This window comes from Nocardia transvalensis (assembly GCF_015477765.1).
Classification (GTDB): domain Bacteria; phylum Actinomycetota; class Actinomycetes; order Mycobacteriales; family Mycobacteriaceae; genus Nocardia; species Nocardia transvalensis_A.
Window position 1 is genome coordinate 301,633 of record NZ_JADLQQ010000009.1, and the last position, 26,050, is coordinate 327,682.

Annotated in this window: 24 protein-coding genes; 20 read left to right on the forward strand and 4 right to left on the reverse strand. The window is 69.0% G+C overall.

Annotated features, from left to right (window positions below; translation table 11 throughout):
* Nucleotides 1-79: 79 nt before the first annotated feature.
* The 3 genes from IU452_RS27010 to IU452_RS27020 form a co-directional block, all read right to left on the reverse strand.
* Nucleotides 80-1,483: a phenylacetate--CoA ligase family protein gene (locus tag IU452_RS27010; protein ID WP_228818786.1), complete on the reverse strand. Its 1,404-nt coding sequence runs from the start codon at nt 1,481-1,483 to the stop codon at nt 80-82.
* A 123-nt stretch (nt 1,484-1,606) separates the two neighbouring features.
* Nucleotides 1,607-2,440, reverse strand: a complete 834-nt coding sequence (locus IU452_RS27015) for an alpha/beta fold hydrolase (protein WP_228818861.1) — start codon at nt 2,438-2,440, stop codon at nt 1,607-1,609.
* Between the two features lie 25 nt (nt 2,441-2,465).
* On the reverse strand, nt 2,466-2,816 hold the full coding sequence (locus IU452_RS27020) for a DUF6766 family protein (RefSeq protein WP_195111984.1): 351 nt from the start codon (nt 2,814-2,816) through the stop codon (nt 2,466-2,468).
* A 204-nt stretch (nt 2,817-3,020) separates the two neighbouring features.
* Between IU452_RS27020 and pyrR the strand changes: the two genes are divergently transcribed.
* The 14 genes from pyrR to IU452_RS27090 all read left to right on the forward strand — a co-directional run bounded on the left by pyrR (nt 3,021) and on the right by IU452_RS27090 (nt 18,950).
* Nucleotides 3,021-3,656, forward strand: coding sequence for a bifunctional pyr operon transcriptional regulator/uracil phosphoribosyltransferase PyrR (gene pyrR / locus IU452_RS27025; protein ID WP_195111985.1), 636 nt, complete (start codon nt 3,021-3,023; stop codon nt 3,654-3,656).
* Nucleotides 3,653-4,618, forward strand: coding sequence for an aspartate carbamoyltransferase catalytic subunit (locus tag IU452_RS27030; RefSeq protein WP_195111986.1), 966 nt, complete (start codon nt 3,653-3,655; stop codon nt 4,616-4,618). The genes pyrR and IU452_RS27030 overlap by 4 nt, the downstream gene beginning before the upstream one ends.
* Nucleotides 4,615-5,991 carry a dihydroorotase gene (locus tag IU452_RS27035; RefSeq protein ID WP_195111987.1) on the forward strand — a complete coding sequence of 459 codons (1,377 nt, stop codon included), beginning with the start codon at nt 4,615-4,617 and terminating at the stop codon, nt 5,989-5,991. The genes IU452_RS27030 and IU452_RS27035 overlap by 4 nt, the downstream gene beginning before the upstream one ends.
* On the forward strand, nt 5,991-6,500 hold the full coding sequence (locus tag IU452_RS27040) for a transporter (protein WP_195111988.1): 510 nt from the start codon (nt 5,991-5,993) through the stop codon (nt 6,498-6,500). The genes IU452_RS27035 and IU452_RS27040 overlap by 1 nt, the downstream gene beginning before the upstream one ends.
* Nucleotides 6,497-7,615: a glutamine-hydrolyzing carbamoyl-phosphate synthase small subunit gene (carA, locus tag IU452_RS27045; protein ID WP_195111989.1), complete on the forward strand. Its 1,119-nt coding sequence runs from the start codon at nt 6,497-6,499 to the stop codon at nt 7,613-7,615. Before IU452_RS27040 ends, carA begins: the two co-directional genes overlap by 4 nt.
* Nucleotides 7,615-10,923 carry a carbamoyl-phosphate synthase large subunit gene (gene carB, locus IU452_RS27050; RefSeq protein ID WP_195111990.1) on the forward strand — a complete coding sequence of 1,103 codons (3,309 nt, stop codon included), beginning with the start codon at nt 7,615-7,617 and terminating at the stop codon, nt 10,921-10,923. Before carA ends, carB begins: the two co-directional genes overlap by 1 nt.
* Nucleotides 10,924-10,951: 28 nt before the next feature.
* The gene (locus tag IU452_RS27055; protein WP_195111991.1) at nt 10,952-11,215 is read left to right on the forward strand and encodes a hypothetical protein; all 264 of its coding nucleotides are present in this window, start codon (nt 10,952-10,954) and stop codon (nt 11,213-11,215) included.
* A complete protein-coding gene (gene pyrF, locus IU452_RS27060) occupies nt 11,212-12,036 on the forward strand; it encodes an orotidine-5'-phosphate decarboxylase (RefSeq protein ID WP_195111992.1) in 825 nt (274 codons plus the stop codon). The genes IU452_RS27055 and pyrF overlap by 4 nt, the downstream gene beginning before the upstream one ends.
* Nucleotides 12,037-12,605: 569 nt before the next feature.
* A complete protein-coding gene (gene mihF, locus IU452_RS27065) occupies nt 12,606-12,923 on the forward strand; it encodes an integration host factor, actinobacterial type (protein ID WP_068018717.1) in 318 nt (105 codons plus the stop codon).
* Between the two features lie 8 nt (nt 12,924-12,931).
* Nucleotides 12,932-13,513: a guanylate kinase gene (gene gmk / locus IU452_RS27070; protein ID WP_195111993.1), complete on the forward strand. Its 582-nt coding sequence runs from the start codon at nt 12,932-12,934 to the stop codon at nt 13,511-13,513.
* 72 nt (nt 13,514-13,585) lie between these two features.
* A complete protein-coding gene (gene rpoZ / locus IU452_RS27075) occupies nt 13,586-13,861 on the forward strand; it encodes a DNA-directed RNA polymerase subunit omega (protein ID WP_195111994.1) in 276 nt (91 codons plus the stop codon).
* Nucleotides 13,862-13,908: 47 nt separating this feature from the next.
* Nucleotides 13,909-15,126 carry a bifunctional phosphopantothenoylcysteine decarboxylase/phosphopantothenate--cysteine ligase CoaBC gene (gene coaBC, locus IU452_RS27080; RefSeq protein ID WP_195111995.1) on the forward strand — a complete coding sequence of 406 codons (1,218 nt, stop codon included), beginning with the start codon at nt 13,909-13,911 and terminating at the stop codon, nt 15,124-15,126.
* A gap of 250 nt (nt 15,127-15,376) precedes the next feature.
* A complete protein-coding gene (metK, locus tag IU452_RS27085) occupies nt 15,377-16,591 on the forward strand; it encodes a methionine adenosyltransferase (RefSeq protein WP_195111996.1) in 1,215 nt (404 codons plus the stop codon).
* A 187-nt stretch (nt 16,592-16,778) separates the two neighbouring features.
* Nucleotides 16,779-18,950: a primosomal protein N' gene (locus IU452_RS27090; protein WP_324192840.1), complete on the forward strand. Its 2,172-nt coding sequence runs from the start codon at nt 16,779-16,781 to the stop codon at nt 18,948-18,950.
* Nucleotides 18,951-18,953: 3 nt separating this feature from the next.
* On the opposite strand, the gene IU452_RS27095 is transcribed toward IU452_RS27090, so the two are convergent.
* On the reverse strand, nt 18,954-19,667 hold the full coding sequence (locus IU452_RS27095) for a TetR/AcrR family transcriptional regulator (RefSeq protein WP_195111997.1): 714 nt from the start codon (nt 19,665-19,667) through the stop codon (nt 18,954-18,956).
* Nucleotides 19,668-19,733: 66 nt separating this feature from the next.
* On the opposite strand from IU452_RS27095, the gene IU452_RS27100 reads away from it, so the two are divergent.
* The 6 genes from IU452_RS27100 to IU452_RS27125 all read left to right on the forward strand — a co-directional run bounded on the left by IU452_RS27100 (nt 19,734) and on the right by IU452_RS27125 (nt 26,047).
* Nucleotides 19,734-21,170: a carotenoid oxygenase family protein gene (locus IU452_RS27100; RefSeq protein ID WP_195111998.1), complete on the forward strand. Its 1,437-nt coding sequence runs from the start codon at nt 19,734-19,736 to the stop codon at nt 21,168-21,170.
* Nucleotides 21,171-21,281: 111 nt separating this feature from the next.
* Nucleotides 21,282-21,923 carry a PadR family transcriptional regulator gene (locus tag IU452_RS27105; protein ID WP_195112044.1) on the forward strand — a complete coding sequence of 214 codons (642 nt, stop codon included), beginning with the start codon at nt 21,282-21,284 and terminating at the stop codon, nt 21,921-21,923.
* A 59-nt stretch (nt 21,924-21,982) separates the two neighbouring features.
* Nucleotides 21,983-23,014, forward strand: a complete 1,032-nt coding sequence (locus IU452_RS27110) for an esterase/lipase family protein (RefSeq protein WP_195111999.1) — start codon at nt 21,983-21,985, stop codon at nt 23,012-23,014.
* Nucleotides 23,015-23,070: 56 nt separating this feature from the next.
* On the forward strand, nt 23,071-23,637 hold the full coding sequence (gene def, locus IU452_RS27115; RefSeq protein WP_195112000.1) for a peptide deformylase: 567 nt from the start codon (nt 23,071-23,073) through the stop codon (nt 23,635-23,637).
* On the forward strand, nt 23,637-24,560 hold the full coding sequence (gene fmt, locus IU452_RS27120) for a methionyl-tRNA formyltransferase (RefSeq protein ID WP_195112001.1): 924 nt from the start codon (nt 23,637-23,639) through the stop codon (nt 24,558-24,560). The genes def and fmt overlap by 1 nt, the downstream gene beginning before the upstream one ends.
* Nucleotides 24,557-26,047: an RsmB/NOP family class I SAM-dependent RNA methyltransferase gene (locus IU452_RS27125; protein ID WP_195112002.1), complete on the forward strand. Its 1,491-nt coding sequence runs from the start codon at nt 24,557-24,559 to the stop codon at nt 26,045-26,047. Before fmt ends, IU452_RS27125 begins: the two co-directional genes overlap by 4 nt.
* Nucleotides 26,048-26,050 lie beyond the last annotated feature (3 nt).

The following is a 26,050-nucleotide window of genomic DNA, read 5'->3' on the forward strand; positions in this document are numbered from 1 at the left end:
GCGCGTTCGTGCGTCGGTGCCGTCAGTATGGTGACCGGACTGCGGTTCTGCCACTCTCGCAGCACCTCGGGTTCCCGGGTCACTCGGCGCGGGTGTAGCGGTGTTTGACGCCCGGCGGAAAATGGGCGGGGTCGGCGTGCCGACGCAGCCGTACCTGCGGGTGCTGACGGTGCGGCGGGACGTAATGGGCGAACTCGCTGTTGAGCCGGATCAGTTCGCGCCGAATCGATTCCGCCACCCGGTCGGCCAATTCCGGTGTAGCCGTTGCCTCCGGCGCCAGTTCCACATCGATCGTCAGGTGGCGGTCTCGGTCGGCGTCCTCGTCGACCTGCAGGACGAATTTGCCGGTCACCTCGTCGCAGACGGAGGGCTGTTCGAGGCCTACCGTGACGTTCTCGGGGTAGATGTTCGCGCCGTAGAACGAGACGATGAACCGGCTGCGCCCGAACACGTAGACGAACGGCAGCTCCGGTGTGTCGGGAGTCGGCCGAAACCCGTGTCCGGCAAGGAAGTTCAACATCCTATGGTGGGCGATCAGGCCGCCTTCGTCGGCAATGTGATAGCGGATCAGGGGGACACCGCTGTCGCCGGAGAAGACCAGCGTGCCGTCGATCTCCTCGAAGAAGCGCCGATACGGGTCGTACTGCACCAGCGTCGGCAACCGCGACGACCCGAACAGCTCCCGCGCCGCATCCGGACGATCGGCCAGAAATCGCCGGATGGCCACCGACAGTGGAGTCTCGTTGCCGAGCACGCCCGCATCCGCGGTTCCGTACAGCGAGGCGATATCGCGCACGGGATCGTCCATGCAGGCCCGTTGCGCCACGAGGGTGCGCCATTGTTCGCTGAATACTTCCCCGGCGGTGACCAGCTTGATGCGGTACCGTGCCCAGTCCACCCCGGCGGCTCGCCCGCGGTCGATGACATCCTTGAGAAACGGCGGATAACCCAGCAGGACAACCTGGTCGAACAGGGGGCCCAGGCGGGTGAGCGCCCGCATGATCTCCTCGGTGTCGTTGCCCGGCGCCACCGCGGTGACCCGATAGCGATCGCCCAGCTGCCGCACACAGCCCAGCGTGTAGAGCCCGCCGACCCAGGTGCCGAGGGTGAAACAGACGACGGCCAGGGTCGACCGTGTCCGGGCATCGAATCCGTCGCGGAAGATCTGCTCGAACCGTTCACCGGTCACCCGCTCGTCGGCCAGCGTCCGCGGCCACGGCGTCGGCTCCCCGGTCGAGCCCGACGACAGCGCGATCAGATCGCCGAGCCGGCCGTCACGGCACAACTCGGGCAGCGGATACCGGTGCAGATACCCGGGTTTGTCGATCAGCGGAAGGCGGGCGAAATCGGCGTGTGTCGTCACGGCCGCGGCGTCGACACCGTGCTCGGCCAGGAACGTCCGATAGGCGGGCACGCTCGCCGCCACCCGCGCGAACAGCCGCACGGCCGCCTCTTCCGGAGTCCGGGATCCCTCGATGGCCACCGAAACATCATGACCACTGCGGGGCCCTGTTGTCCGCATCCTTCGCCAGCCGGTGGTCCCGCCATCAGATCACGGCAGTAGTTCGCCCCGAGGGCTACTGCTCTGAGTGATTCACACCGGGCGCTACACCTCGAGGTGGGCTCGCACGAAATCGACCACGGCGTCGGAGAATTCGTCGTTGACGTCGCTGGCGGCGGTGTGGGCGGCGCCGCCGATTTCGACGTATTCGAGGTGGGGGACCAGTGCGCGGAAGTCGGCGACGCCCTGTTCGCTGACCACGTCGGACAGGCGGCCGCGGACGAGCAGGACGGGGATGGTCAGTTGGCGGGCGGCCTGTTCGAGGGCCTCGCTGTGCAATTCGATGTCCTCGCCGCGGCCGGAGAGCATGGCCGGATCCCAATGCCAGTACCAGCGGCCGTCTTCGCGTTGTCGCAGATTGCGGCGCAGGCCCTCGGTGGTGCGCGGGCGGGCACGGTGGGGGAGGTATGCGGCGACCGCGTCGGCGGCCTCCTCGAGGGTGGCGAAGCCTTCGCGATGTCCGCCGAGGAAATTCAGCACCCGCGTCACGCCCCGGTGCTCCGGGCGGGGCACCACATCCACCAGCACCAGCCCGGCGATGAGTTCGCTACCGGGCCGCGCGGTGGCGAGCAAACTGGTCAGCCCTCCCATACTCGCGCCGACCACGATGGCCGGCCGGCCGAGCTCGCGCAGAATCCCGAGTAGATCGCCGGTCATCGCCTCACGGGTGTAGTTCCCGTCGGGCGCCCAATCGCTCTCGCCGTGCCCGCGCGCATCCAACAGCACGGCCCGCATCCCGGCCTTGGCCAGCGCCGCTCCCGACTCCTTCCACGAGTGCCGGGTCTGCCCGCCGCCGTGCAGAAACACCGTCGGCGGCCCGTCATCGGGCCCCCAACTCTCCCCGGCAAGGGTGATCCCGCCCTCCCCGCGAAAGCTCATCCGCCGTGGTTCGGTGAAGTCAGCGTCATTGCTCACCCCCCGAGCATCGCACATTCCGATTTACGGCGTATAGGTCTCGCAAGTCGTCGATCTTGGCTTCGATACGTTCGAGGTCTTGCGCGTCGACGCGGAACAGCCAGTGTTTGGCGCCCAGCAACAAGATGGCCTGGAAGACCAGCTGCAGCCATTCGCTCTGCCAGTTCTCGAGGGTGCTGGCAAGGAAATCGGGCCAGTAGCCGGACCAGGCGAATGTCTGACCGTGTGCTTGCGCAGTGTTGCGGTATTCGCTCAGCTGGGCGAAGAACTGACCGATCCACGATCCGACGAACAACAGAAACAGCAGGTAGACAGCTCCCCATCGTCGGAAGTGAGACATACCTCGGCGATACCCGCGTGCACGAGCGCCACTCCAGCGATCCGGTGGCGTTCTTCGCGGGGGCGGGGATGCGGTGGCATTTGCGCAGGTGGCGGGGCTCACACCGGTACCCCCGCTGCCGATGGTTTGCGGGGCTGCTGCTAGGCTTTCACGCCGGAAGACATCCTTTAAGGACCGTCCCGTGAGGCGGGGAAGGAGGTCGGCATGGTCGTGCCCGAGGACCGGGCGGCCAGGTCGAACGCTGGCGAATACTCGCCGCGGCACGATCCCGAGTGGGTACAGGCCGGGCGGGAGTTGTTGTCGGCGCAGGATGTCGGCCGAACCATCGCGCGCATGGCGCATCAGATCATCGAGAAGACCGCTCTCGATTCGCAGGATCCGGATACCCCGCGGGTGGCATTGATCGGAATCCCCACGCGCGGAACCACTCTGGCCGCGCGGCTGGCCGATCGGATCGAGGAGTTCTCCGGCGTGCGTCCGGCACTGGGTTCGCTGGACATCACGCTGTATCGCGATGATCTGCGCAATCGTCCGCATCGCCCGCTGGAGCGCACCTCGGTGCCCGAGGGCGGTATCGAGGACGCGCTGGTGGTGCTGGTCGACGATGTGTTGTTCTCCGGCCGCAGCGTGCGCTCGGCGCTGGACGGACTGCGCGATCTGGGCCGTCCGCGCGCGGTGCAGCTGGCGGTGCTCATCGATCGAGGCCACCGCGAACTGCCCATTCGCGCGGATTACGTCGGCAAGAACGTGCCCACCTCACGCAGCGAGGACATCTCGGTGCTGTTCACCGAACACGACGGCCGCGACGGCGTGTATCTGCACCAGGGAGGAGAAAAGTGAGGCATCTGCTCTCCGTCACCGACCTGGATCGTGGCGTTGCCACCGAATTGCTCGACGATGCCCAGCGCTTCGAGCAGGCCCTGCTCGGCCGCGAGGTGCGCAAGTTGCCGACACTGCGCGGGCGCACCGTGATGACCGTCTTCTTCGAGAACTCCACCCGCACCCGGGTCTCGTTCGAGGTGGCGGGCAAATGGATGAGCGCCGACGTGATCAACGTCAGCGCGTCGAGTTCGTCGGTGTCCAAGGGTGAGTCGCTGCGCGACACCGCCCTGACCCTGCACGCCGCCGGTGCCGACGCGCTGATCGTGCGGCATCCGGCCTCCGGCGCGGCCCACCAGATGGCCCGCTGGTTCGGCGAATTGGAAAACGGCGCAGGCGGTTACGCGGGTGCGGGTCCGGCGATCATCAATGCCGGTGACGGCATGCACGAGCATCCCACCCAGGCCCTGCTGGACGCGCTCACGCTGCGGCAGCGGCTGGGCGCCCTCGAGGGCAAGCGCGTCGTCATCGTCGGTGACATCCTGCACAGCCGGGTCGCCCGCTCGAATGCGTTCCTGCTGAACATCCTGGGCGCCGAGGTGGTGCTGGTCGCCCCGCGCACCCTGCTGCCGGTCGGCGTCGACCAGTGGCCGGTACGGATCTCGCATTCGCTGGATGCCGAACTGCCAGGCGCGGATGCGGTGATGATGCTGCGCGTGCAGGCCGAGCGGATGAACGGCGGCTTCTTCCCGTCGGCGCGCGAGTACTCGATTCACTACGGACTCAACGAGCGGCGCATGGCGCTGCTCGACGAGCACGCCGTGGTGCTGCATCCCGGCCCGATGCTGCGCGGTATGGAAATCGCGTCGTCGGTGGCGGATTCGCCGAAAACCGCGGTGCTGCAACAGGTCACCAACGGTGTGCACATGCGCATGGCGGTGTTGTTCCGCCTGCTGATCGGAGCCGGGGAGGCAGTGGCGTGAGCAATGTCCTGATCAAGAACGTGCGCCTCTATGGCGAGGGCGATCCGGTCGACGTGCTGCTGGCCGACGGTGAGATCCGCGATATAGCCACGGATCCCGGCAAAGAGCGCGCCGGGACACGTTTGGGGGACGAGGCTGCGGAGACCGTGGACGGCACCGGCAAGATCCTGCTGCCCGGCTTCGTCGACCTGCACACCCACCTACGCGAGCCCGGCCGCGAGGATACCGAGACGATCGAAACCGGTTCGGCCGCAGCCGCTCTCGGCGGCTACACCGCGGTGTTCGCGATGGCCAACACCAGCCCGGTCGCCGACAGTGTCGTGGTCACCGATCACGTCTGGCGGCGCGGGCGGGAGGTCGGCCTGGTCGATGTCTATCCGGTCGGCGCGGTCACGGTGGGCCTGGAAGGGAAGCAGTTGGCGGAGATGGGCACCATGGCCGCCGGTGAGGCCGGGGTGCGGATGTTCTCCGACGACGGCCACTGCGTCTACGACCCGCTGATCATGCGCCGCGCCCTGGAGTACGCGAACTCCCTCGGCGTCCTCATCGCCCAGCACGCCGAGGAGCCGCGGCTGACGAAAGGCGCTGTCGCACACGAGGGTCCCAACGCCGCCCGGCTGGGCCTGGCGGGCTGGCCGCGAGCGGCCGAGGAGTCGATCGTGGCCCGCGACGCGCTGCTGGCCCGCGATGCCGGTGCGCGCGTACACATCTGCCACGCCTCCACCGCCGGGACCGTCGAACTGCTGAAATGGGCCAAGGACCAAGGCATTTCGATCACCGCCGAGGTCACCCCCCATCACCTGCTGCTGGACGATTCGCGGCTGGAGACCTACGACGCGGTGAACAAGGTGAATCCGCCGCTGCGCGAGGCCTCCGATGCGCAGGCGCTGCGGCGGGCGCTGGCCGCGGGCATCATCGATTGCGTCGCCACCGACCACGCCCCGCACGCCGAGCAGGACAAGTGCTGCGAATTCGCCGCCGCCCGTCCCGGCATGCTGGGTCTGGAGACGGCCCTGTCGATCATCGTGGAGACGATGGTGCGGCCGGGCCTGCTCGACTGGCGCGGTGTGGCCCGGGTGATGAGCGAAAATCCCGCGCGCATCGCGGGATTGGACGACCAGGGTCGGCCGCTGGCGGTGGGCGAACCGGCCAACCTGACGCTGGTCGACCCGGAGACGGAATGGACGGTGCGGGCAACGGAGCTCGCGAGCATTTCCGGCAACACGCCGTACGAGGCGATGACCCTGCCCGCGCGGGTGACGGCAACGTTCCTGCGCGGACGGGTCACCGCTCGCGACGGCAAAGCGGCAGTGCAACGACGCGAGCACGCTGATGGGCGCGGCGCGTCGTTGGTAGCGAGAGAGAGACTCTGATGGAGCGAACGCTGTGGGTGGTCGGGCTGCTCGTCCTGTTTGCGCTGTGCCTGTGGCTGATGTACCGAGCCTGGCAGAAGAAGGCGCGGCGGCAGGCGGCCTCGATCGGTGAGCTACCGGCGGTGCCCGCCGATCTGGGCGCGCAACTGCTGGAACCGACCACGGGCCTGTACACCGGAACCACTCTGGCACCCAGCTGGCAGAACCGGGTCGCGGTCGGCGATCTGGGGTTCCGGGCCACAGCGGAACTCACCCGCTTCGAACGCGGCATCCTGCTGGAGCGCGACGGCGCGACGGCGATCTGGATTCCGCAGGAGTCCATCACCGCGGTGCGCACCGAGCGGGGACATGCGGGCAAGGTCATGACACAAGATGGTGTGCTGGTAATTCGCTGGAAGCTGCCGACCGGGACCGAGGTGGACACCGGATTCCGCGGTGACGACAAGACGGTGTATCCGGCCTGGACGGCGAGCGCGACCGGCACGATGACGGGAGACGAGAAGAAATGAGCGGTGAGACCGCGCTGATGGTGCTGGAGGACGGCCGCGTATTCCGCGGCGCGCCCTTCGGTGCCGTGGGTGAGACATTGGGTGAAGCGGTGTTCTGTACCGCGATGACGGGCTATCAGGAGACCCTGACCGACCCCAGCTACCACCGTCAGATCGTGGTGGCCACGGCCCCGCAGATCGGCAACACGGGCTGGAACGACGAGGACGACGAGTCACGGAAGATCTGGGTCGCCGGGTACGCCGTGCGAGACCCCGCGCGGCGCGCCTCCAACTGGCGCGCCACCACCACCCTGCAGGACGAGCTGGAACGCCAGCGCGTCGTCGGCATCGCGGGCATCGACACCCGCGCGCTGGTGCGGCACCTGCGCACCCGCGGGTCGATGAAGGCGGGCATCTTCTCCGGCGACGCCGCCGCGGCCTCGGTCGACGAACTGCTGGCGCGGGTCACCGGCCAGCCCTCGATGCTGGGCGCGGATCTGGCCGGCGAGGTCAGCACCGACGACGTGTACACGATCGAGCCGGCCGGCGAGCACCGCTTCACCGTGGTGGCGGTCGATCTCGGCATCAAGACCAACACCCCGCGCATGTTCGCCCAGCGCGGCATGCGGGTGCACGTGGTGCCCTCGAACGTCACCCTGGACCGGATCAAGGAGCTGAAGCCCAACGGGGTGTTCCTGTCCAACGGCCCGGGCGACCCGGCCACCCAGGACGACGCCGTCGAGCTCACCAAAGCCGTTCTGGGCGAGGGCCTTCCGCTGTTCGGTATCTGCTTCGGCAACCAGATCCTCGGCCGCGCACTGGGTTTGAACACCTACAAGATGAAGTTCGGCCACCGCGGCATCAACGTGCCGGTCGTCGACCACACCACCGGCCAGATCTCGATCACCGCACAGAATCACGGCTTCGCCCTCGAGGGTGAGGCGGGTCAGCGCTTCGACACGCCGTTCGGCACCGCGGAAGTCAGCCACACCTGCGCCAACGACGGCACCGTCGAGGGCGTGCGGCTGACCGACGGTCGCGCCTTCTCCGTGCAGTACCACCCGGAGGCTGCCGCCGGTCCGCACGACGCCGCCTATCTGTTCGACCGTTTCGCCGGCCTGATGGAGGAAGCCTGATGCCACGCCGCGAGGATCTGCACCACATCCTGGTGATCGGCTCGGGCCCGATCGTGATCGGCCAGGCCTGCGAATTCGACTACTCCGGCACCCAGGCGTGCCGGGTGCTGCGGTCGGAGGGCCTGCGGGTTTCGCTGGTGAACTCCAACCCGGCGACGATCATGACCGATCCGGAGTTCGCCGACTCCACCTACGTCGAGCCGATCACTCCGGAGTTCGTCGAGAAGGTCATCGCCAAGGAGCGCCCCGACGCGATTCTGGCGACGCTGGGCGGCCAGACCGCACTCAACACCGCCGTCGCCCTGCACGAGCGCGGCGTGCTGGAGAAGTACGACGTCGAGCTGATCGGTGCGGACTTCGACGCCATCCAGCGCGGTGAGGACCGGCAGAAGTTCAAGGACATCGTCGCCAAGGTCGGCGGCGAGAGCGCCCGCTCCAAGGTCTGCTACACCATGGACGAGGTCCGCGAAACCGTTGCCGAACTGGGCTTCCCGGTGGTCGTGCGGCCCTCGTTCACCATGGGCGGACTGGGTTCGGGCATGGCCTACAACGATGCCGACCTCGAACGGATCGCCGGTGGCGGTCTGGCCGCGTCGCCGTCGGCGAATGTGCTGATCGAGGAGTCCATCCTCGGCTGGAAGGAATACGAACTCGAGCTGATGCGCGACGGCCGCGACAATGTGGTCATCGTGTGCTCGATCGAGAACGTCGACCCGATGGGTGTGCACACCGGCGATTCGGTGACCGTCGCCCCGGCCATGACCCTCACCGACCGCGAGTACCAGACGATGCGCGATCTGGGCATCGCCATCCTGCGCGAGGTCGGCGTCGACACCGGCGGCTGCAATATCCAGTTCGCGGTCAACCCCCGCGACGGCCGCCTGATCGTCATCGAGATGAACCCGCGGGTGTCGCGGTCGTCGGCCCTGGCCTCCAAGGCGACGGGCTTCCCGATCGCCAAGATCGCCGCCAAGCTGGCCATCGGCTACACCCTCGACGAGATCGTCAACGACATCACCAAGGAGACCCCGGCCTGCTTCGAGCCGACGCTGGACTACGTGGTCGTGAAGGCGCCGCGGTTCGCGTTCGAGAAGTTCCCGGGCGCCGACCCGACGCTGACCACCACGATGAAGTCGGTCGGTGAGGCGATGTCGCTGGGCCGCAACTTCTCCGAGGCCCTGGGCAAGGTGCTGCGCTCGCTCGAGACCAAGGCCACCGGATTCTGGACCCAGCCCGACGGGCAGTGGATCGAGGTGGCCGCGATCCTCGAGGATCTGAAGGTGCCCACCGAGGGCCGCCTGTACCAGGTGGAACGGGCGCTGCGGCTGGGCGCGAGTATCGAAGACGTCTCGGCCGCCTCGGGTATCGACCCCTGGTTCGTCGCCGAGATCGCCGGGCTGGTGGAGCTGCGCCGCGAGATCCTCGACGCCCCCGTGCTGGACGAGCCGCTGCTGCGCCGTGCCAAGCACAACGGCCTGTCCGATCGCCAGATCTCCGCGCTGCGACCGGAACTCGCGGGGGAGAACGGCGTGCGGGAGCTGCGGCACCGGCTCGGCATCCGCCCGGTGTACAAGACCGTCGACACCTGCGCCGCCGAATTCGAGGCCAAGACGCCGTACCACTACTCGAGCTACGAGCTGGATCCGGGCGCCGAATCCGAGGTCGCCCCGCAGCGCGAGCGCGAGAAGGTGATCATCCTCGGCTCCGGCCCCAACCGCATCGGCCAGGGCATCGAATTCGACTACTCGTGCGTGCATGCCGCGCAGACGCTATCGGCGGCCGGGTACGAGACGGTGATGGTCAACTGCAATCCGGAGACCGTCTCCACCGACTACGACACCGCCGACCGCCTCTACTTCGAGCCGCTGACCTTCGAGGACGTGCTCGAGGTGTACCACGCCGAACGCGAATCCGGTTCGGTCGCGGGCGTGATCGTGCAGTTGGGCGGGCAGACCCCGCTGGGCCTGGCGCAGCGGCTCACCGAGGCCGGGGTTCCGGTGGTCGGCACCTCCGCGGCGGCCATCGACCTGGCCGAGGACCGCGGCGAATTCGGTCAGGTGCTGGTCGATGCCGGGCTGCCCGCGCCGAAGTACGGCACCGCCACCACGGTCGAGCAGGCCAAGAAGATCGCGTCGAGCATCGGCTACCCGGTGCTGGTGCGCCCGTCCTACGTGCTCGGCGGGCGCGGCATGGAGATCGTCTACGACGAGAAGTCCCTCGAGGGCTACATCTCCCGGGCCACCGAACTGAACCCGGACCACCCGGTGCTGGTGGACCGATTCCTGGAGGACGCCATCGAAATCGACGTCGACGCCCTGTGCGACGGCGACGAGGTCTTCCTCGGCGGGGTGATGGAGCACATCGAGGAGGCCGGTATCCACTCCGGCGACTCCGCCTGCGCGCTGCCGCCGATCACCCTGGGCCGCAGCGATATCGAGGCCGTGCGCCGCTCCACCGCGGCGCTGGCCAAGGGGATCGGCGTGCGGGGCCTGCTCAATGTGCAGTACGCGCTCAAGGACGATGTGCTCTACGTGCTCGAGGCCAATCCGCGCGCGAGCCGCACGGTTCCGTTCGTGTCCAAGGCCACCGCGGTGCCGCTGGCCAAGGCGGCGGCGCGGATCATGCTGGGCACGAGCATCGCCGCACTGCGCAAGGAGGGCATGCTGCCCGCCGAGGGGGACGGCGGTCACGCGCCGATGGACGCCCCGGTCGCGGTCAAGGAGGCCGTGCTGCCCTTCCACCGATTCCGCCGGCCCGACGGCACCGGCATCGACTCGCTGCTGTCGCCGGAGATGAAATCCACCGGCGAGGTGATGGGCATCGACGCCGACTTCGGTACCGCCTTTGCCAAGAGTCAGAGCGCGGCCTATGGTTCGCTGCCCACGCAGGGTACGGTGTTCGTGTCGATCGCAAACCGTGACAAGCGGGCCATGGTGTTCCCGGTGAAGCGGCTGCACGACCTGGGCTTCCGGATTCTGGCCACCGATGGCACGGCGGAAATGTTGCGACGCAACGGGATTCCTTGCGAACGGGTGCGCAAGCAGTCCGAACCGGTACCTGCGGACGAGCCGGCGATCGTCGATCGGATCAAGAATGGTGAGATCGACATCGTGTTCAACACCCCTTACGGCAATTCCGGGCCTCGGGTCGACGGCTACGAGATCCGCACCGCCGCGGTGGGAGCGAACATTCCGTGCATCACGACGGTGCAGGGCGCGGCCGCGGCCGTGCAGGGCATCGAGGCAACGATCAACGGCGGGATCGGCGTGCGCTCACTGCAAGAGCTGCACGCCGTGCTCCGCGGATAACAACTGCGGTTGGACAGGAGAGGAAACGGTGGGATCCATCGGGTTTGGTGCGGGTGCCCGGCCGGTCGGCGCCGGGCGGGTGAAACCGCGGCGGCGCCGGGCGTTCGACACCGGCGAGGCGGCCTTGCCGGGCGGCGGGGACATCCGGTGGATGCGGAATGTGGGCGGCTATTCGACCGTCGGCTTCCGCGCCACCCCGCCCTTCGACCGTACGCCGCTGTGGACCGACGAGGAGTCGGACGAGCGGGAACTGGCGGCGGCCGCGGCGGGAACCGATTCGGAGAATCGGTGACGTCGTTCGGCGTGCGGTTGCGCGATGCCATGGGGCGCCACGGTGCGCTGTGCGTGGGTATCGATCCGCATCCGCCGCTGTTGCGCGCCTGGGGGCTGTCCGAGGATGTCGAGGGCCTCAAACGGTTCGCCGACACCTGCGTCGAGGCGTTCGAGGGCCGGGTGGCGCTGGTCAAGCCCCAGGTGGCGTTCTTCGAGGCCTACGGGTCGGGCGGCATCATGGTGCTCGAGGACACCATCGCCGCGCTGCGGTCGGGAGGCACGCTGGTGCTGTCCGACGCCAAGCGCGGTGACATCGGGTCCACCATGGCCGCCTATGCGCAGGCCTGGCTCGGTGACGGCCCGCTCGGCAGCGACGCCGTCACCGTCTCGCCCTATCTCGGATTCGGATCGCTCACGCCCGCACTGGAATCGGCGAAGGCCAACGAACGGGGTGTGTTCGTGCTGGCCGCCACCTCCAACCCGGAGGCCGCGGGGCTGCAGCGCACCATGACCGCCGACGGCCGCAGCATCGCCCAGACCATGGTCGACGATGCGGCCGCCCGCAACGCGGGCCCGGAATTCGGCTCGGTCGGCGTCGTCGTCGGCGCCACCCTCACCGATGCCCCCGACCTGACCATGCTCAACGGCCCGATCCTCATGCCGGGTGTCGGAGCGCAGGGCGGGGGACCGGAGTCGATCCGCAAACTCGTCCCGCCGGAAAGCCTCCACGCGGCGGTGCCCGCCGTCTCCCGCGAGGTCCTGTCGGCCGGACCGTCGGTCGCCGCGCTGCGCACCCGCGTCCATCAACTCGCCGAGGAGTTCGCCTTCCTGCAGGCTTGACATCCGCCGCGCCGCGGCCCTCAGCACACGGACCGGTCTCCGAAGAGACCGGTCCGTTTTGCGTCTGCGGCCCGCTGCGGCGTTGCGGGCCGCTCCTGCCCCAGGAACTACACCTGTGTGTTTTGCGGCGTCAGCGGCGGTCTGGGGACCCGATTCGCGCCTCTGTGGGCGAGGAGGTGCCGTCCCGGATTGCGCACCTCGCCTCTCGTCGGCTGTGATGCGCGACACGCGGGGGTGAAAATGCGCGACACGCCGGGAATTTCAAGAAAGTTCCAGGTCGCGCGATAACGGCCCGGTTACAAGCTGTTCGGGTATCTGGGCTGTACTGCGACAACGCCGGTCGGAGGGTGAAAAAACGCAGGTCACAAGGCTGTTCGGGGATTCGGCGGTAGGATCTGCGCTATCGGCCGGATCGGGCGCAAAGAGGCGCTCGCCCGCCCGATACCCTGCCCGAATCCCGCGCTGACCTGGGGGGTGGGTTCGCAATCGGCACGCGGCGTGGGTACGGTCGCACAGACCGCCGGGTTACCGGCGGGAGATGAAGCAATGAACGATGAGACGGAGGAACCGTGGCCCTTCCCCAGCTGACTGACGAGCAGCGCGCCGCTGCTTTGGAGAAGGCGGCTGCCGCTCGCCGCGCTCGGGCAGAGCTCAAGGAGCGCTTGAAGCGTGGCGGCACCGACCTGAAGACGGTCCTGAAGGATGCCGAGACGGACGAGGTCCTGGGCAAGATGAAGGTGTCGGCGCTGCTGGAGGCCCTGCCCAAGGTCGGCAAGGTCAAGGCCGCCGAGATCATGAGCGAGCTCGAGATCGCCCCGACCCGTCGCCTGCGGGGCCTGGGCGACCGTCAGCGCAAGGCGCTGCTGGCGAAGTTCGACCAAGCCTGATCACGAGGGTGGTCGAGCACACGCAGAAGGGTCGGCTGGTAGTACTGGTCGGCCCCTCGGCCGTCGGCAAGTCCACGATCGTCCGGTGTGTCCGAGAACGACTGCCGGACCTGGTCTTCAGTGTATCGGCCACCACCCGGGCCCCCCGGCCCGGGGAGGTCGACGGCCGCGACTACCACTTCGTGGCCCGGGCCGAGTTCGACGCCATGATCGAGAAGGGGGAACTGCTCGAGTGGGCCGAGATTCACGGCGGCCTGCAGCGGTCGGGCACTCCGGTCGCACCGGTGCGCGAGGCGCTCGCGGCCGGGAAGAACGTTCTGGTGGAGGTGGACCTCGAGGGGGCGCGCCAGATTCGCAAGGTGATGCCCGAGGCGCATCTGGTCTTCCTCGCACCGCCCAGCTGGGACGAACTGGTTGCCCGGCTGACCGGGCGCGGCACCGAATCGCCGGAGGTCATCGAGCGTCGTCTGCAGACGGCGAAGATGGAACTGGCGGCGTGTGACGAGTTCGACACCGTGATCGTGAACGACGACCTGACCAGCGCCTGTGGGCAATTGGTATCGTTGTTCGTTAGCACAAAATCGATGTAGGCGGACCCCAGGGGTTTCGCCCGTCCCGGTGCATGCCGGGATCCATCCACACGACCCGCAGGAGCCTCACTAGTGAGCGACACCAAGACCGTGCCCGCGTACGACACCCCGGTCGGCCTGACCAACCCGCCGATCGACGAGTTGCTCGAGCGCACGTCGTCCAAGTACGCGCTGGTCATCTACGCGGCCAAGCGGGCGCGCCAGATAAACGACTACTACAACCAGCTCGGCGACGGCATCCTCGAGTATGTGGGTCCGCTCGTCGAGCCGGGTCTGCAGGAGAAGCCGCTGTCGGTGGCGCTGCGGGAGATCCACGCGGATTTGCTCGAGCACTCCGAAGGCGAGTAAGTCGCGGTCGCCCGCCGCCCACCACCGGACCGAAAAGGCGTAGTCAGATGCGGATCGTTGTCGGCGTGGGCGGCGGAATCGCCGCCTACAAGGCCTGCTCGCTCGTTCGCAAGTTCACCGAGACCGGGCACGACGTCCGGGTGATTCCCACCGAGTCGGCGCTGCAGTTCGTCGGCAAGGCTACCTTTGAGGCGCTGTCGGGAAATCGAGTCGATACCGGCGTCTTCGCCGATGTGCCGGAGGTTCCGCACGTGCGAATCGGCCAGGCGGCCGATCTGGTGGTGATCGCCCCGGCGACGGCCGATTTGATGGCCCGCTCGGCCATGGGCCGCGCCGACGACCTGCTCACCGCCACCCTGCTGACCGCGCGATGTCCCGTGCTGTTCGCCCCGGCCATGCACACCGAGATGTGGGAGCACCCGGCGACGGTCGCGAACGTCGCGACGCTGCGCTCGCACGGGGCGATCGTCATGGAGCCCGCCTCGGGGCGGCTCACCGGTGCCGACACGGGTCCCGGCCGGCTGCCCGAGCCCGAAGAGATCTTCGCGCTGGCCTCGCTGCTGCTCGAACGCGCCGACGCGGTTCCGCGCGATCTGGAGGGCCGCCGCCTGGTGGTATCCGCGGGCGGCACCCGCGAGCCGCTGGATCCGGTGCGCTTCCTGGGCAACCGCAGCTCCGGCAAACAGGGTTACGCGATGGCCCGGGTGGCCGCGCAGCGCGGCGCGCAGGTGACGTTGATCGCAGGCAATACCGTCGGGCTGGAGCCGCCCGCCGCCGTGGAGGTGGTGCAGGTCACCACCGCCGAGCAGATGGGCATCGCCGTCGACAAGCATGCGGTCGGTGCGGACGCGGTGATCATGGCCGCCGCCGTCGCCGATTTCCGGCCCACGAACGTGGCCGCCGCGAAGATCAAAAAGGGTGCGGCCGAACCGGATTCGATCAAGCTCACCAAGAACCGCGACATCCTCGCCGGATTGGTGCAGGCGCGCAAGGACGGTCGGCTCCCCGATCTCGCGATCGTCGGCTTCGCCGCCGAAACCGGTGACGAGCAGGGCGACGTATTGACTTATGCCCGAGCCAAACTCGAACGCAAAGGCTGCGATCTGCTGGTCGTCAACGCGGTCGGCGAGGGCAAGGCGTTCGAGGTGGACAACAACGACGGCTGGCTGCTCGGCGCCGACGGCACCGAACAGGCCCTCGATCACGGATCGAAGGCCTTGCTTGCCAGTCGTGTGCTGGATGCCCTGGGACCACTCCTGCGCTGACGCGCCGGCAGGTTCCGTCATATCCTGATAACGGCACACCGTGCCGAAGTGCACTCGATGCACTTGCGCACCGACCACCGAAACGGAGCCCTGTGGAGGTGTTGTCGCAGGTGGGGGCGTCGCAGAGGCGGCGTCATCGCCCACCCCGTCGGTGGTTTGGAATAGTCTGAGTCAAAGGGTTGCGCGATGACGTCATGCCGTTACCGTCGCAGTCCGAGACGAGAAACCCGTTGAGGGAGAGGGAAGAACTGTGCGCACGTCCGGTAGCCGGCTATTCACGAGTGAGTCCGTGACCGAGGGTCACCCGGACAAGATCTGTGATGCCATCAGCGATTCCATCCTCGACGCGCTGCTCGCGCAAGACCCGCGCAGCCGAGTCGCGGTGGAGACCTTGGTCACAACAGGTCAGGTCCATGTCGCCGGCGAGGTCACCACCTCCGCCTATGCCGATATCCCCACCATCGTGCGGGAGAAGGTGCTCGAGATCGGTTACGACTCCTCGGCCAAGGGCTTCGACGGCGCCTCCTGCGGTGTCAACGTCGCCATCGGCTCCCAGTCGCCCGATATCGCCCAGGGCGTCGATATCTCGCACGAGGCCCGCACCGGCGGCATCGACGACGAGATCGAGCGGCAGGGCGCCGGTGACCAGGGCCTGATGTTCGGCTACGCCACCAAGGAAACCCCCGAGCTGATGCCGCTGCCGATCGCGCTGGCGCACCGGCTGTCGCGGCGGCTCACCGAGGTCCGCAAGTCCGGCGTGCTGCCCTACCTGCGCCCGGACGGCAAGACCCAGGTCACCATCGAATACGACGGCGCCCGCGCGGTGCGGCTGGACACCGTGGTCATCTCCACCCAGCACGCCGCCGACATCGACCTGGACAACCTGCTGGCCCCCGATATCCGCGAGAAGGTCGTGGACTCGGTGCTGGCCGATCTGGCGCTGCCCGAGCCGCTGGACACCTCCGATATCCGGCTGCTGGTGAACCCGACCGGCAAGTTCGTACTGGGCGGCCCGATGGGTGATGCGGGCCTGACCGGCCGCAAGATCATCGTCGACACCTACGGCGGCATGGCCCGCCACGGTGGCGGCGCGTTCTCCGGTAAGGATCCGTCGAAGGTGGACCGTTCGGCCGCCTACGCCATGCGCTGGGTCGCCAAGAACGTGGTCGCCGCCGATCTGGCCGACCGCGTCGAGGTGCAGGTCGCCTACGCCATCGGCAAGGCGGCCCCGGTCGGTCTGTTCGTGGAGACCTTCGGCACCGAGAAGCTGGACCCGGCCAAGATCTCCGCGGCCATCGCCGAGGTGTTCGACCTGCGTCCGGGCGCGATCATCCGCGACCTGGACCTGCTGCGGCCGATCTACGGCCCGACCGCGGCCTACGGCCACTTCGGCCGCACCGATGTCGATCTGCCCTGGGAGCACACCGACCGCGCCGACAAGCTCCGCGCGGCCGTCGGCCTGTAAGGTAGCGCCCGGGATGGACACGTCGACCTGCCGCGGGAGGCTGCATCTGATGCGCGCCGACAAGCTCCGCGCGGCCGTCGGCCTGTAATTGGCCGAGCAGGCCGCACCTCTGGCGGCAGCCGCGGATTCTCCGCAGGCTGCCGCCAGAGGTGCGTCCGGGCCTCCCACCGGGGGAGCCTCGTCGGCGGTGGAGCGCCCGATCGCGCGGGTGCTGCCGCTGCTGGAACCGGCCCATCTGGACCGGGATTTCGACTATCTGGTCCCCCCGGAGATGGACGCCCTCGCCCAACCGGGCGTACGCGTGCGCATCCGCTTCTCCGGCCGCCTGGTCGACGGCTTCATCCTCGACCGCCTCGAAAAGTCCGACCACACCGGCAAATTGGTCCGTCTGGACCGCGTGGTCTCGGGCGAGCAGGTCCTCACCCCGGAGATCCTCCGCCTGGTCAACGCCGTAGCCACCCGCTACGCCGGCACCCGCGCCGACGTCCTCCGCCTGGCCATCCCGCCACGCCACGCCAAGGCGGAATCCCAACCCCCATCTCCCCGTACGGCAGAATCGGAACCCGCACTTCACGTTTCGTCGGAATCGGATACCCCCAGCGCGGAAGCTCTTCCCGCTTTGCCTGACCGGGCGGAGTCTGCGACCGTTCACTCCGGCGGGTCTCCTTCTGCTTCCCCTGACCGGACGGAGTCCGGTCAGGGGTCTTCGCTCACCTCGAGTAATGAAGCAGCGGTGGATGTTTCGCGATATCCGGGGTGGGGGAAGTATCGGCACGGGCAGTCGTTTCTGGCGGCCTTGGCGCAGGGGAGAGGGCCGCGGGCGGCGTGGCAGGCGCTGCCGGGGGAGGAGTGGGCGCGGCGGTTGGCCGAGGTGGCGGCGGTGACCGTGGAGAGTGGGCGCAGTGCCGTGCTGGTGGTGCCGGATCAGCGGGATTTGGATCGGGTGCTGGCGGCATGCGGTGAGTTGGTGGGGGATTCGGTGGTGGGGCTGGCGGCGGGGTTGGGGCCCGCGGCGCGGTATCGACGGTGGCTGGCGGCGTTGCGGGGGAGTGCGCGGGTTGTGGTCGGTACGCGCAGTACGGTTTTCGTGCCTGTGCGGGATTTGGGGCTGATCGCGATCTGGGACGACGGCGACGACATGTATGCCGAGCCGCGGGCGCCCTATCCGCATGCGCGGGAAGTGGCGATGCTGCGGGCGCACGAGACCGGGGCGGCGTTCCTGGCCGGGGGGTTCTCCAGGACCGCGGAGATTCAGGCCGTGGTGGAGTCGGGGTGGGCCCACGATCTGATCGCCGACCGGGCCGTGGTGCGCGAGCACATGCCGCGGATCAGCGCGCCCGGCGACAGTGACATTGCGCTGGAACGTGATCCGGTCGCGCGGGCGGTGCGCATCCCGGCCGTCGCCTTCACCGCCGCGCGCAAGGCCTTGGCCGCGGGCGAACCGGTGCTGGTCCAGGTGCCCCGTCGCGGATACGTTCCCGCCCTCGCCTGCGCGAAATGCCGCACCCCGGCCCGCTGTCGCCACTGCAACGGCCCGCTCGCCCTGCCCGCTGCCGAGGATTCGGGCGGACAGCGCAGCAGCGAGGTGGCCCACAGTCCGAGCTGTCGCTGGTGCGGGAAGACCGACGCGGCGTTTCGGTGCGGATCGTGTGGTTCGCGGGCGCTGCGGGCGGTGGTGATCGGGGCGACCCGCACCGCCGAGGAGTTGGGTCGGGCATTCCCCGGCGTGCCCATCCGCGGCTCCGGCGGTGCGGCAGTGCTGGATTCGGTGCCGGAGGGACCGCAGGTCGTGGTGTCCACCATCGGGGCCGAACCGGTCGTGCCCGGCGGCTACGGCGTGGCGCTGCTGCTGGACGGCTGGGCCCTGCTGGGGCGAGCGGATCTGCGGGCGGCCGAGGATGCGTTGCGGCGCTGGATGTGCGCGGCCGCCCTGGTGCGCTCGACCGGCCAGGTGATCGTCATGGCCGAACCCTCCCTGCCGACCGTGCAGGCCCTCGTGCGGTGGGATCCGGTGGGCCACGCGGGTTTCGAACTCGCCGCCCGCGCCGAGGTGCGCTTTCCGCCCGCGGTCCGCCTGGCCGCCGTCGACGGCACCACCGACTCCATCGCCGAATTACTCGGCGAGGCACAGCTTCCCGGCCAGGTCGAGGTCCTCGGCCCGGTCCCGCTGCCCCCCGGTGCCCGAAAGCCGTTCTCCTCCGGCGATTCTCCCGCCGAGGTCGAGCGCATGATCCTGCGTGTGGACAGACCCGCGGGCTCGGCCCTGTCGAGGGCGCTGGCCGCGGCCCAGGCGGTCCGCAGCACCCACCGCTCCGATGCCCCCCTGCGGGTGCAGATCGATCCGATCGATATCGGCTGACGGTCAGCGTGCGGAGGTGATCGTCCGGATCGCCCGGCCCAGCGACGCCTCGACGTCGCCGCGGTCGGCACCCATCCCGACCAGCACGTCCACCGTCAGCGGCGCGAGAACGTCGACCAGCGCCCGATTCTCGCCGCCCAGGTGACCGGACAGCTCCAGCAGCACCACGCCGTGGATCATCCCCCACAGCCGCGCGGCGACCCGACGCACCGGATCCGTGCGAATGTGGCCGCCCTCGATGATCCGCTCCGTCACCCGCACGAGTTGTTCGAAGGTCTCGGCCCCGATCGCGTCGTCTGCCGGACCGGCGGTGAGATCGCGGACGATGCCCCGGCCGGCTTGCGGTGCGGGCATGCCGAATACGTGCGGCGCGGTGAGCCCGAACATCAGCCGATACCGCTGCGGATTGGCCAGTGCGTAGCGGTGATACGCGGTGCCCATGACGAACAGGTCCGCGACCGGGTCGGCGGTGGGAGCCACCCGCGCCAGGGCGGCGCCGAACCGTGCGAACGCCTCTGTCGCGATCGCCTCCAGCAGTCCGGTCATACCGCCGAAATGGGTGTAGACCGCCATGGTCGACACCCCGACCGCCGCGGCCACCCGACGCGTCTGCAGTGCCTCGGGGCCATCCTCCTCCAACAGCCGAATACCGGCCTCGATCAACTGATCTCGCGTGGTCGCCCCGGTCGACCGCGCCGGGCGAGAGCGGGAATTCACCGTTGCCACACCTCCATAACGACGTTATTCTAGACTCATAACACAGTTATCAACCGGGGGCCTGGCATGGGCAATCACTTTCTCGGGGGCATCTTCGCCCCGATACATCACGAGTACACGCTGACCGACCTGAAGGTCACCGGCACCATCCCCGACCACCTCGACGGTCGCTACCTACGCAACGGACCGAATCCGATCGGAGAGCTGGATCCCGCGCTGTACCACTGGTTCACCGGCGACGGCATGGTGCACGGCATCCGCCTGCGCGATGGCAAGGCCGAGTGGTACCGCAACCGGTGGGTGCGCGGTCCCGTGGCCGCCCGCGCGCTGGGGGAACCGACGATCGACGACCGCGCGGGGTTCGCGGGCACCGGTCCCAACACCAACGTCATCGGCCACGCGGGGCGCACTCTCGCGCTGGTCGAGGGCGGTCCGCCGGTCTATGAACTGACCGAGGAACTCGAGACCGTCGGCGTCTGCGATTTCGACGGCACCCTCACCGGCGGCTACACCGCCCACCCCAAACGCGACCCCGACACCGGTGAGCTGCATGCGGTGTCGTATTCGTTCCTGCGCGGCAACAAGATTCAGTATTCGGTGATCGGAGTCGACGGCCGCGTCCGCCGGACCGAGGACATCGAGGTCGGCGGCGCGACGATGATGCACGACTTCTCACTCACCGAGAACTATGTGGTGTTCTACGACCTGCCGGTCACCTTCGACGCGCAGCAGGCGGCGGAAATGAGCGTGCCGCGCTGGCTGCGGCTGCCCGCCCGGCTCATGCTGTCGGCCCTCATCGGACGCATTCCGATTCCGAGTCCACCGGCCGCGATGCAGCGCCGGCAGGGTAGGGACCGGCGGTTGCCGTACAGCTGGAATCCGAAGTACCAGGCCCGCCTCGGCGTCATGCCGCGTGCGGGGACCAATGCCGACGTCCGCTGGTTCGATATCGACCCCTGCTACCTCTTCCACCCGCTGAACGCCTACGACGAGGGCGACAGGATCGTGCTCGATGTCGTGCGCTATCCGACGATGTTCGCGACCGACCGCACCGGCCCCGGTGAGGTTCCGCCCACCCTGGACCGCTGGGAGATCGATCTGACGGCCGACAAGGTCCGCGATGACCGATTCGACGACCGGGCGCAGGAGTTCCCGCGGGTGGATGAGCGCCGCACCGGTAAGCGCCACCGCTATGGCTACGCGGTGTCGGTGGGCGGCAGGCTTCGGGACGGCGGGCAGCTGTTCAAACACGATCTGACCACCGGAACGACCGCCACCCGATTCTTCGGAAGCGGAACGTCTTTGGGGGAGTTCGTCTTCGAACCATCCGCGCCCGATGCCGCCGAGGACGAAGGCGTGCTGATGGGCCTGGTCTACCACGCCGACTCCGACAGCAGCGATCTGGAGATTCTCGATGCCGCCACCCTCGAGACGGTGGCCGGCGTGCATCTGCCGCATCGCGTCCCTGCCGGATTCCACGGCAATTGGATCCCCACCATATAGAACGACCCGGTCGGTTCGTGTGCCTCCTCACACTTGTCGATGATGCATTGCCGATATATCGTCAATAGCGTCAACGACAGAACAAGCCTGAGGAGGCAACCCATGGAAGGCATGGAGAACATGGACATGCGCGGCCGCCGACGCGGCCGACGCCCCGATCGTCGCGATCACGGCGGACACGAGCACTACCGTCGCCACCCCCGCAGGCCGCACGGTTTCGGCCCCGAGTTCGGCCCGTTCGGACCGGAATTCGGCCGGGGCGGTCCGTTCGGCCGGGGTCGTGGCCGCGGCGGTCGCGGCCGGCGCGGTGACGTGCGCGCGGCGATCCTGCTGTTGCTGCAGGAGCGCCCGATGCACGGCTACGAGCTGATCCAGCAGATCCGCGAGCGCAGCGAGGACGTCTGGCGTCCGAGCCCGGGCTCGATCTATCCCGCGCTGTCCCAGCTCGAGGACGAGGGCCTGGTGATCATCGAGCAGGTGTCGGGCCGCAAGACCGCCAAGCTCACCGACGAGGGCGTCGAGTACGTCCGGTCGCACCGCGACGAGCTCGGCGACCCGTGGCAGGAGGTGCGCGACGGCATCGGCGACCAGGCCCTCGACCTGCGGGAACTGGTCGGTCAACTGATGGGCGCCGTCGCGCAGGTGGCGCGGGCCGGCACGCCGGAGCAGGCGGCCAAGGCGGCCGAGGTGCTCACCGAGGCGCGGCGCTCGCTCTACCGCATCCTCGCCGATGATGACACCCAGGAGAAGTAACGGCGACGAAATGATGTGTCCCAGCGCGGATTTCCGCCGGTGTGCGGAATGATCATGACATGGGACAGCGTTGGAGCCGGGTGGCTCGTGGTATCTCACAGTGGCGGCGGATCGCGGTGACGGGTGCGGTGGTGTGCGCGCTGGTGGTCGGGACCGGTGCGCTCGCCGGGGCCGCCCCGGCCGATCGCGACACCGCTGCCGAATACCATCCGCCCGTGGTGCCGACCGAACCGGGACCGCCGCAGTCGGATCACCTGGCCGCGTCCCGGTACATGAAAACCCATCCGAACGCAGCTCCCCAGGGCGCCAACGACTTCGGCTGCCGTCCGCGCGCCGACCATCCGCGCCCGGTGGTGCTGGCGCACGGTACCGACGCCTCCGCCTATTCCGATTGGTCGGTGATCGCTCCCCAGCTGGCGCGGGCCGGATTCTGCGTGTTCGCCCTCAACTACGGTGGAAAACCGGGGGCGACCAGCTACGGCACCGAGGATTTGTGGCTGTCGGCTCGCCAGGTCGGCGAGTTCGTCGACCGCGTGCTGGCGGCGACCGGTGCCCGGCAGGTGGATCTGGTCGGATTCTCCCAGGGGGCCAGCGTCACCCGGTACTACACGAACAAGTTGGGCGGCGCCGCCAAGGTGGCCCGGTGGGTCGGCCTGGCCTCGCCGACCTACGGCGGGGTGATGTTCGGCCTGGTGCCGGTGGCCAATGCCCTGCCGCCGCTGTGGGATGCCTTCGAGAAGGTCACCTCGCGGGCGGCGGTGCAGCAGGCGCAGGGGGCGCCGTTCATGCGTGAGCTGAACGCCGGTGGGGACACCGTCGCGGGCGTGCAGTACACCACGATCGGCAGCCGGGTCGACGAGATGATCCAGCCCTTCGACAACATCGCCCTGCGCGGTCCGGGCGCGACCAATCTGGTGCTGCAGGATCTGTGCCCGATCAATCTGACCGGACACTTCCACATGGTGTACGACCCGTACGTGCAGCAGTTGCTGGCCAACGTCCTCGATCCCGAGCACGCCCGCGAACCGGTCTGCCGGTTCGTGCCGCTGGGCACCGGGATTCCGGAGGTCATCCTGGGTGCGCACGGCTGAGCGGACGGCGTCCGTAAAATGAGACGACCGTATCCGATTCGCCCGGGGAGTTGCTCGTGACCGTCCAGCCCGTTCGCCTGTTCGGCGATCCCGTCCTGCGCGCTCGCGCGGACGAGGTCACCACCTTCGACAGGGAACTGCGCCAGCTGGTGACCGACCTCACCGACACCATGCATGCCAGCCAGGGTGTCGGGATGGCGGCACCGCAGATCGGGGTCGGTCTGCGGGTGTTCGTCTACGATACGGGCACCGCGGCCGGGCACCTGGTGAATCCGGCCTACGAGGTCCTGGGCACGGAGGAGCAGACCGGGCCGGAGGGTTGTCTGTCGATTCCGGGCCTGCGCTACGACGTGACCCGCGCGCTGCGGGTGCGGGCCCGCGGTGTCGATATGACCGGCGCTCCCGTGGAATTCGAGGCCGAGGGATTGCTGGCGCGCTGCGTCGCACACGAGACCGACCATCTCGACGGTGTGCTGTATCTGGACCGTCTGGATCCGGCGACACGGAAGGAGGCGATGCGCGCGGTGCGCGAATCGGTGTGGTTCACCACGGGCAAGACGGTGATGTCGGCCGCGGAGGTGGCCGATTCCAAAGCCACCGCGGCAGCGGAACGGAGCCGCTGATGCGCCTGGTCTTCGCGGGCACCCCCGACCCGGCGGTGCCCTCGCTGCGGCGTCTGCTCGAGTCGTCGCGCCACGAGGTCGTCGCCGTGGTCACCCGCCCGGACGCCGTCGCGGGCCGGGGCCGCAAGGTCACCCGATCGCCGATCGGGCGCTTGGCCGACGAGCACGGCATCCCGGTGCTGACGCCCCACAAGCCCGCGGAGCCCGAATTCGTCGAGAAACTCACCGAATTGGCGCCCGACTGCTGCCCGGTGGTGGCCTACGGCGCCCTGCTGCCCCAGCAGGTGCTCGACATCCCGCGCCACGGCTGGGTGAATCTGCACTTCTCCCTGTTGCCCGCCTGGCGGGGCGCGGCACCCGTGCAGGCGGCGCTGCTGGCCGGTGACGAGATCACCGGCGCCTCCACCTTCCGCATCGAGAAGGGGCTGGACACGGGCCCGGTGTTCGGCGTGGTCACCGAGAAGATCGCAGTCACCGACACCGCCGGAACGCTGCTGGAGCGGCTGGCCGACACCGGTGCGCGCCTGCTGGAATCGACGCTGGACGGCATCGAGGACGGCACGGTGCAGGCGGTGCCGCAGCCGACCGAGGGCGTGTCGTACGCGCCGAAGGTGGATGCCGATGCGGGCCATATCCGCTGGGATCAGCCCGCGCTGGCGATCAACCGGCGCATCCGCGCGGTGACTCCCGCTCCCGGCGCCTGGACCCAGGTCGAGGGCAAACGCCTGAAGCTGGGCCCGGTGGAACTTGTGGAGGAGTCGCTGCCCGTGCGGACGATCGAGGTCCGCAAGTCCGGTGTCTATGTCGGCACCGCCACCACCGCCGTGCGCCTGACCCAGGTCCAACCCGAAGGTAAACGCATGATGTCCGCTCTCGACTGGGCCCGTGGCGCTCGTCTGCAGCCCGGCGCGGTGGTCGAATGAGCGGCCCGCATCGGGGACGGCGCGGCGAAAACACCAGCGGCGGAAGAAATTCCGGCAACAGAGCCGGTCGGCCGCGGCGTGGTTCCGCTCCGTCCGGGGGCACCGGCCGGCAGAACGGCCGCGGCGGGTCCGGGCGAGGCGGGCGTGACGTCGGGGCGGATGCCGCGCGGCTGGTGGCGCGCGATGTGCTGCGAGCCGTGCGGGAGCGGGATGCGTATGCGAACCTCGTGCTGCCCGGGCTGCTCCGCGAGCGGCGGGTGGCCGGGCGGGATGCGGCGTTCGCGACCGAATTGACGTACGGGTCGTGCCGATCGCTCGGGGTCCTCGACGCGGTGATCGAGGCCGGTGCGGGGCGACCGGCCGCCGAGATCGACGGCGCGCTGCTGGATGTGTTGCGGCTGGGGACCTATCAGCTGCTGCGCACCCGCGTCGGGGCGCATGCGGCCGTCGACACGTCCGTGGCCCTGGTGCGCGCCGAATTCGGCGGGGGCAAGGCCGGATTCGTGAATGCGGTGCTGCGCCGGGTGGCCGAGCGCACGCCGGAGCAGTGGGTGCAGGAGCTCGCGCCGCGAGATCCGGTGGGGCACTTGGCCTTCGAATTCGCCCATCCGACCTGGATCGCGCAGGCGTTCGCCGATGCGCTCGGCGCGCGCGCCGGCGAGCTGCGGGATCTGCTGGCCGCCGACGACGGGCGCCCGGCGGTGCATCTGGTGGCGCGTCCCGGCGATATCACCGCCGAGGAATTGGCCCTGGTGACCGGCGGCGAAGAGGGCCGCTGGTCGCCGTACGCGGTCTATCTCGACGGCGGCGACCCGGGCAAACTCGAGCCGGTCCGCGAGGGGATGGCCGCGGTGCAGGACGAGGGCAGTCAGCTGGTGGCGCTGTCGCTCACCCGCGCCCCGCTGCTGGGTCCCGATACCGGGCGCTGGCTGGACCTGTGCGCCGGACCGGGTGGTAAGGCGGCGCTGCTCGGGGCGCTGGCCGATATCGACGGCTTCCACGTCGACGCGGTCGAACCGGCCGAGCATCGTGCCGAACTGGTCCGCAAGGCGACCCGCGAACTGCCGGTGACCGTGCACGTGACCGACGGCCGCGCCAGCGGTCTCACCCCGGGCTACGATCGCATTCTCGTCGACGCCCCCTGTACCGGTCTGGGTGCGCTGCGCCGCCGCCCGGAGGCCCGCTGGCGGCGTACCCCCGCCGACGTCCGCGACCTCACCACCCTGCAGCGCGAACTGCTCGGTGCCGCATGGGATCTGCTGCGCCCCGGCGGCGTGGTCGTCTATTCGACCTGCTCCCCGCATCTGCCCGAAACCGTCGCCGTCGTCGCCGACCTGCTGCGCCGCACCGACGCCGAACACCTCGACACCCGCGAGTTGGTGCCGGGCGTCCCCGACCTCGGCGACGGCCCGGCCGCCCAGCTGTGGCCGCACCGCCACGGCACCGACGCCATGTTCATGGCCGCTCTCCGCAAACCGGCGGCCTGAGCG

Coding starts and splice junctions, on each gene's coding strand:
- IU452_RS27015 (WP_228818861.1), bottom strand. CDS start 2,440: ATGAGCTTTCGCGGGGAGGGCGGGATCACCCTTGCCGGGGAGAGTTGG.
- IU452_RS27020 (WP_195111984.1), bottom strand. CDS start 2,816: ATGTCTCACTTCCGACGATGGGGAGCTGTCTACCTGCTGTTTCTGTTG.
- pyrR (WP_195111985.1), top strand. CDS start 3,021: ATGGTCGTGCCCGAGGACCGGGCGGCCAGGTCGAACGCTGGCGAATAC.
- IU452_RS27040 (WP_195111988.1), top strand. CDS start 5,991: ATGGAGCGAACGCTGTGGGTGGTCGGGCTGCTCGTCCTGTTTGCGCTG.
- carA (WP_195111989.1), top strand. CDS start 6,497: ATGAGCGGTGAGACCGCGCTGATGGTGCTGGAGGACGGCCGCGTATTC.
- carB (WP_195111990.1), top strand. CDS start 7,615: ATGCCACGCCGCGAGGATCTGCACCACATCCTGGTGATCGGCTCGGGC.
- coaBC (WP_195111995.1), top strand. CDS start 13,909: ATGCGGATCGTTGTCGGCGTGGGCGGCGGAATCGCCGCCTACAAGGCC.
- IU452_RS27100 (WP_195111998.1), top strand. CDS start 19,734: ATGGGCAATCACTTTCTCGGGGGCATCTTCGCCCCGATACATCACGAG.
- IU452_RS27105 (WP_195112044.1), top strand. CDS start 21,282: ATGGAGAACATGGACATGCGCGGCCGCCGACGCGGCCGACGCCCCGAT.
- IU452_RS27110 (WP_195111999.1), top strand. CDS start 21,983: ATGGGACAGCGTTGGAGCCGGGTGGCTCGTGGTATCTCACAGTGGCGG.
- fmt (WP_195112001.1), top strand. CDS start 23,637: ATGCGCCTGGTCTTCGCGGGCACCCCCGACCCGGCGGTGCCCTCGCTG.
- IU452_RS27125 (WP_195112002.1), top strand. CDS start 24,557: ATGAGCGGCCCGCATCGGGGACGGCGCGGCGAAAACACCAGCGGCGGA.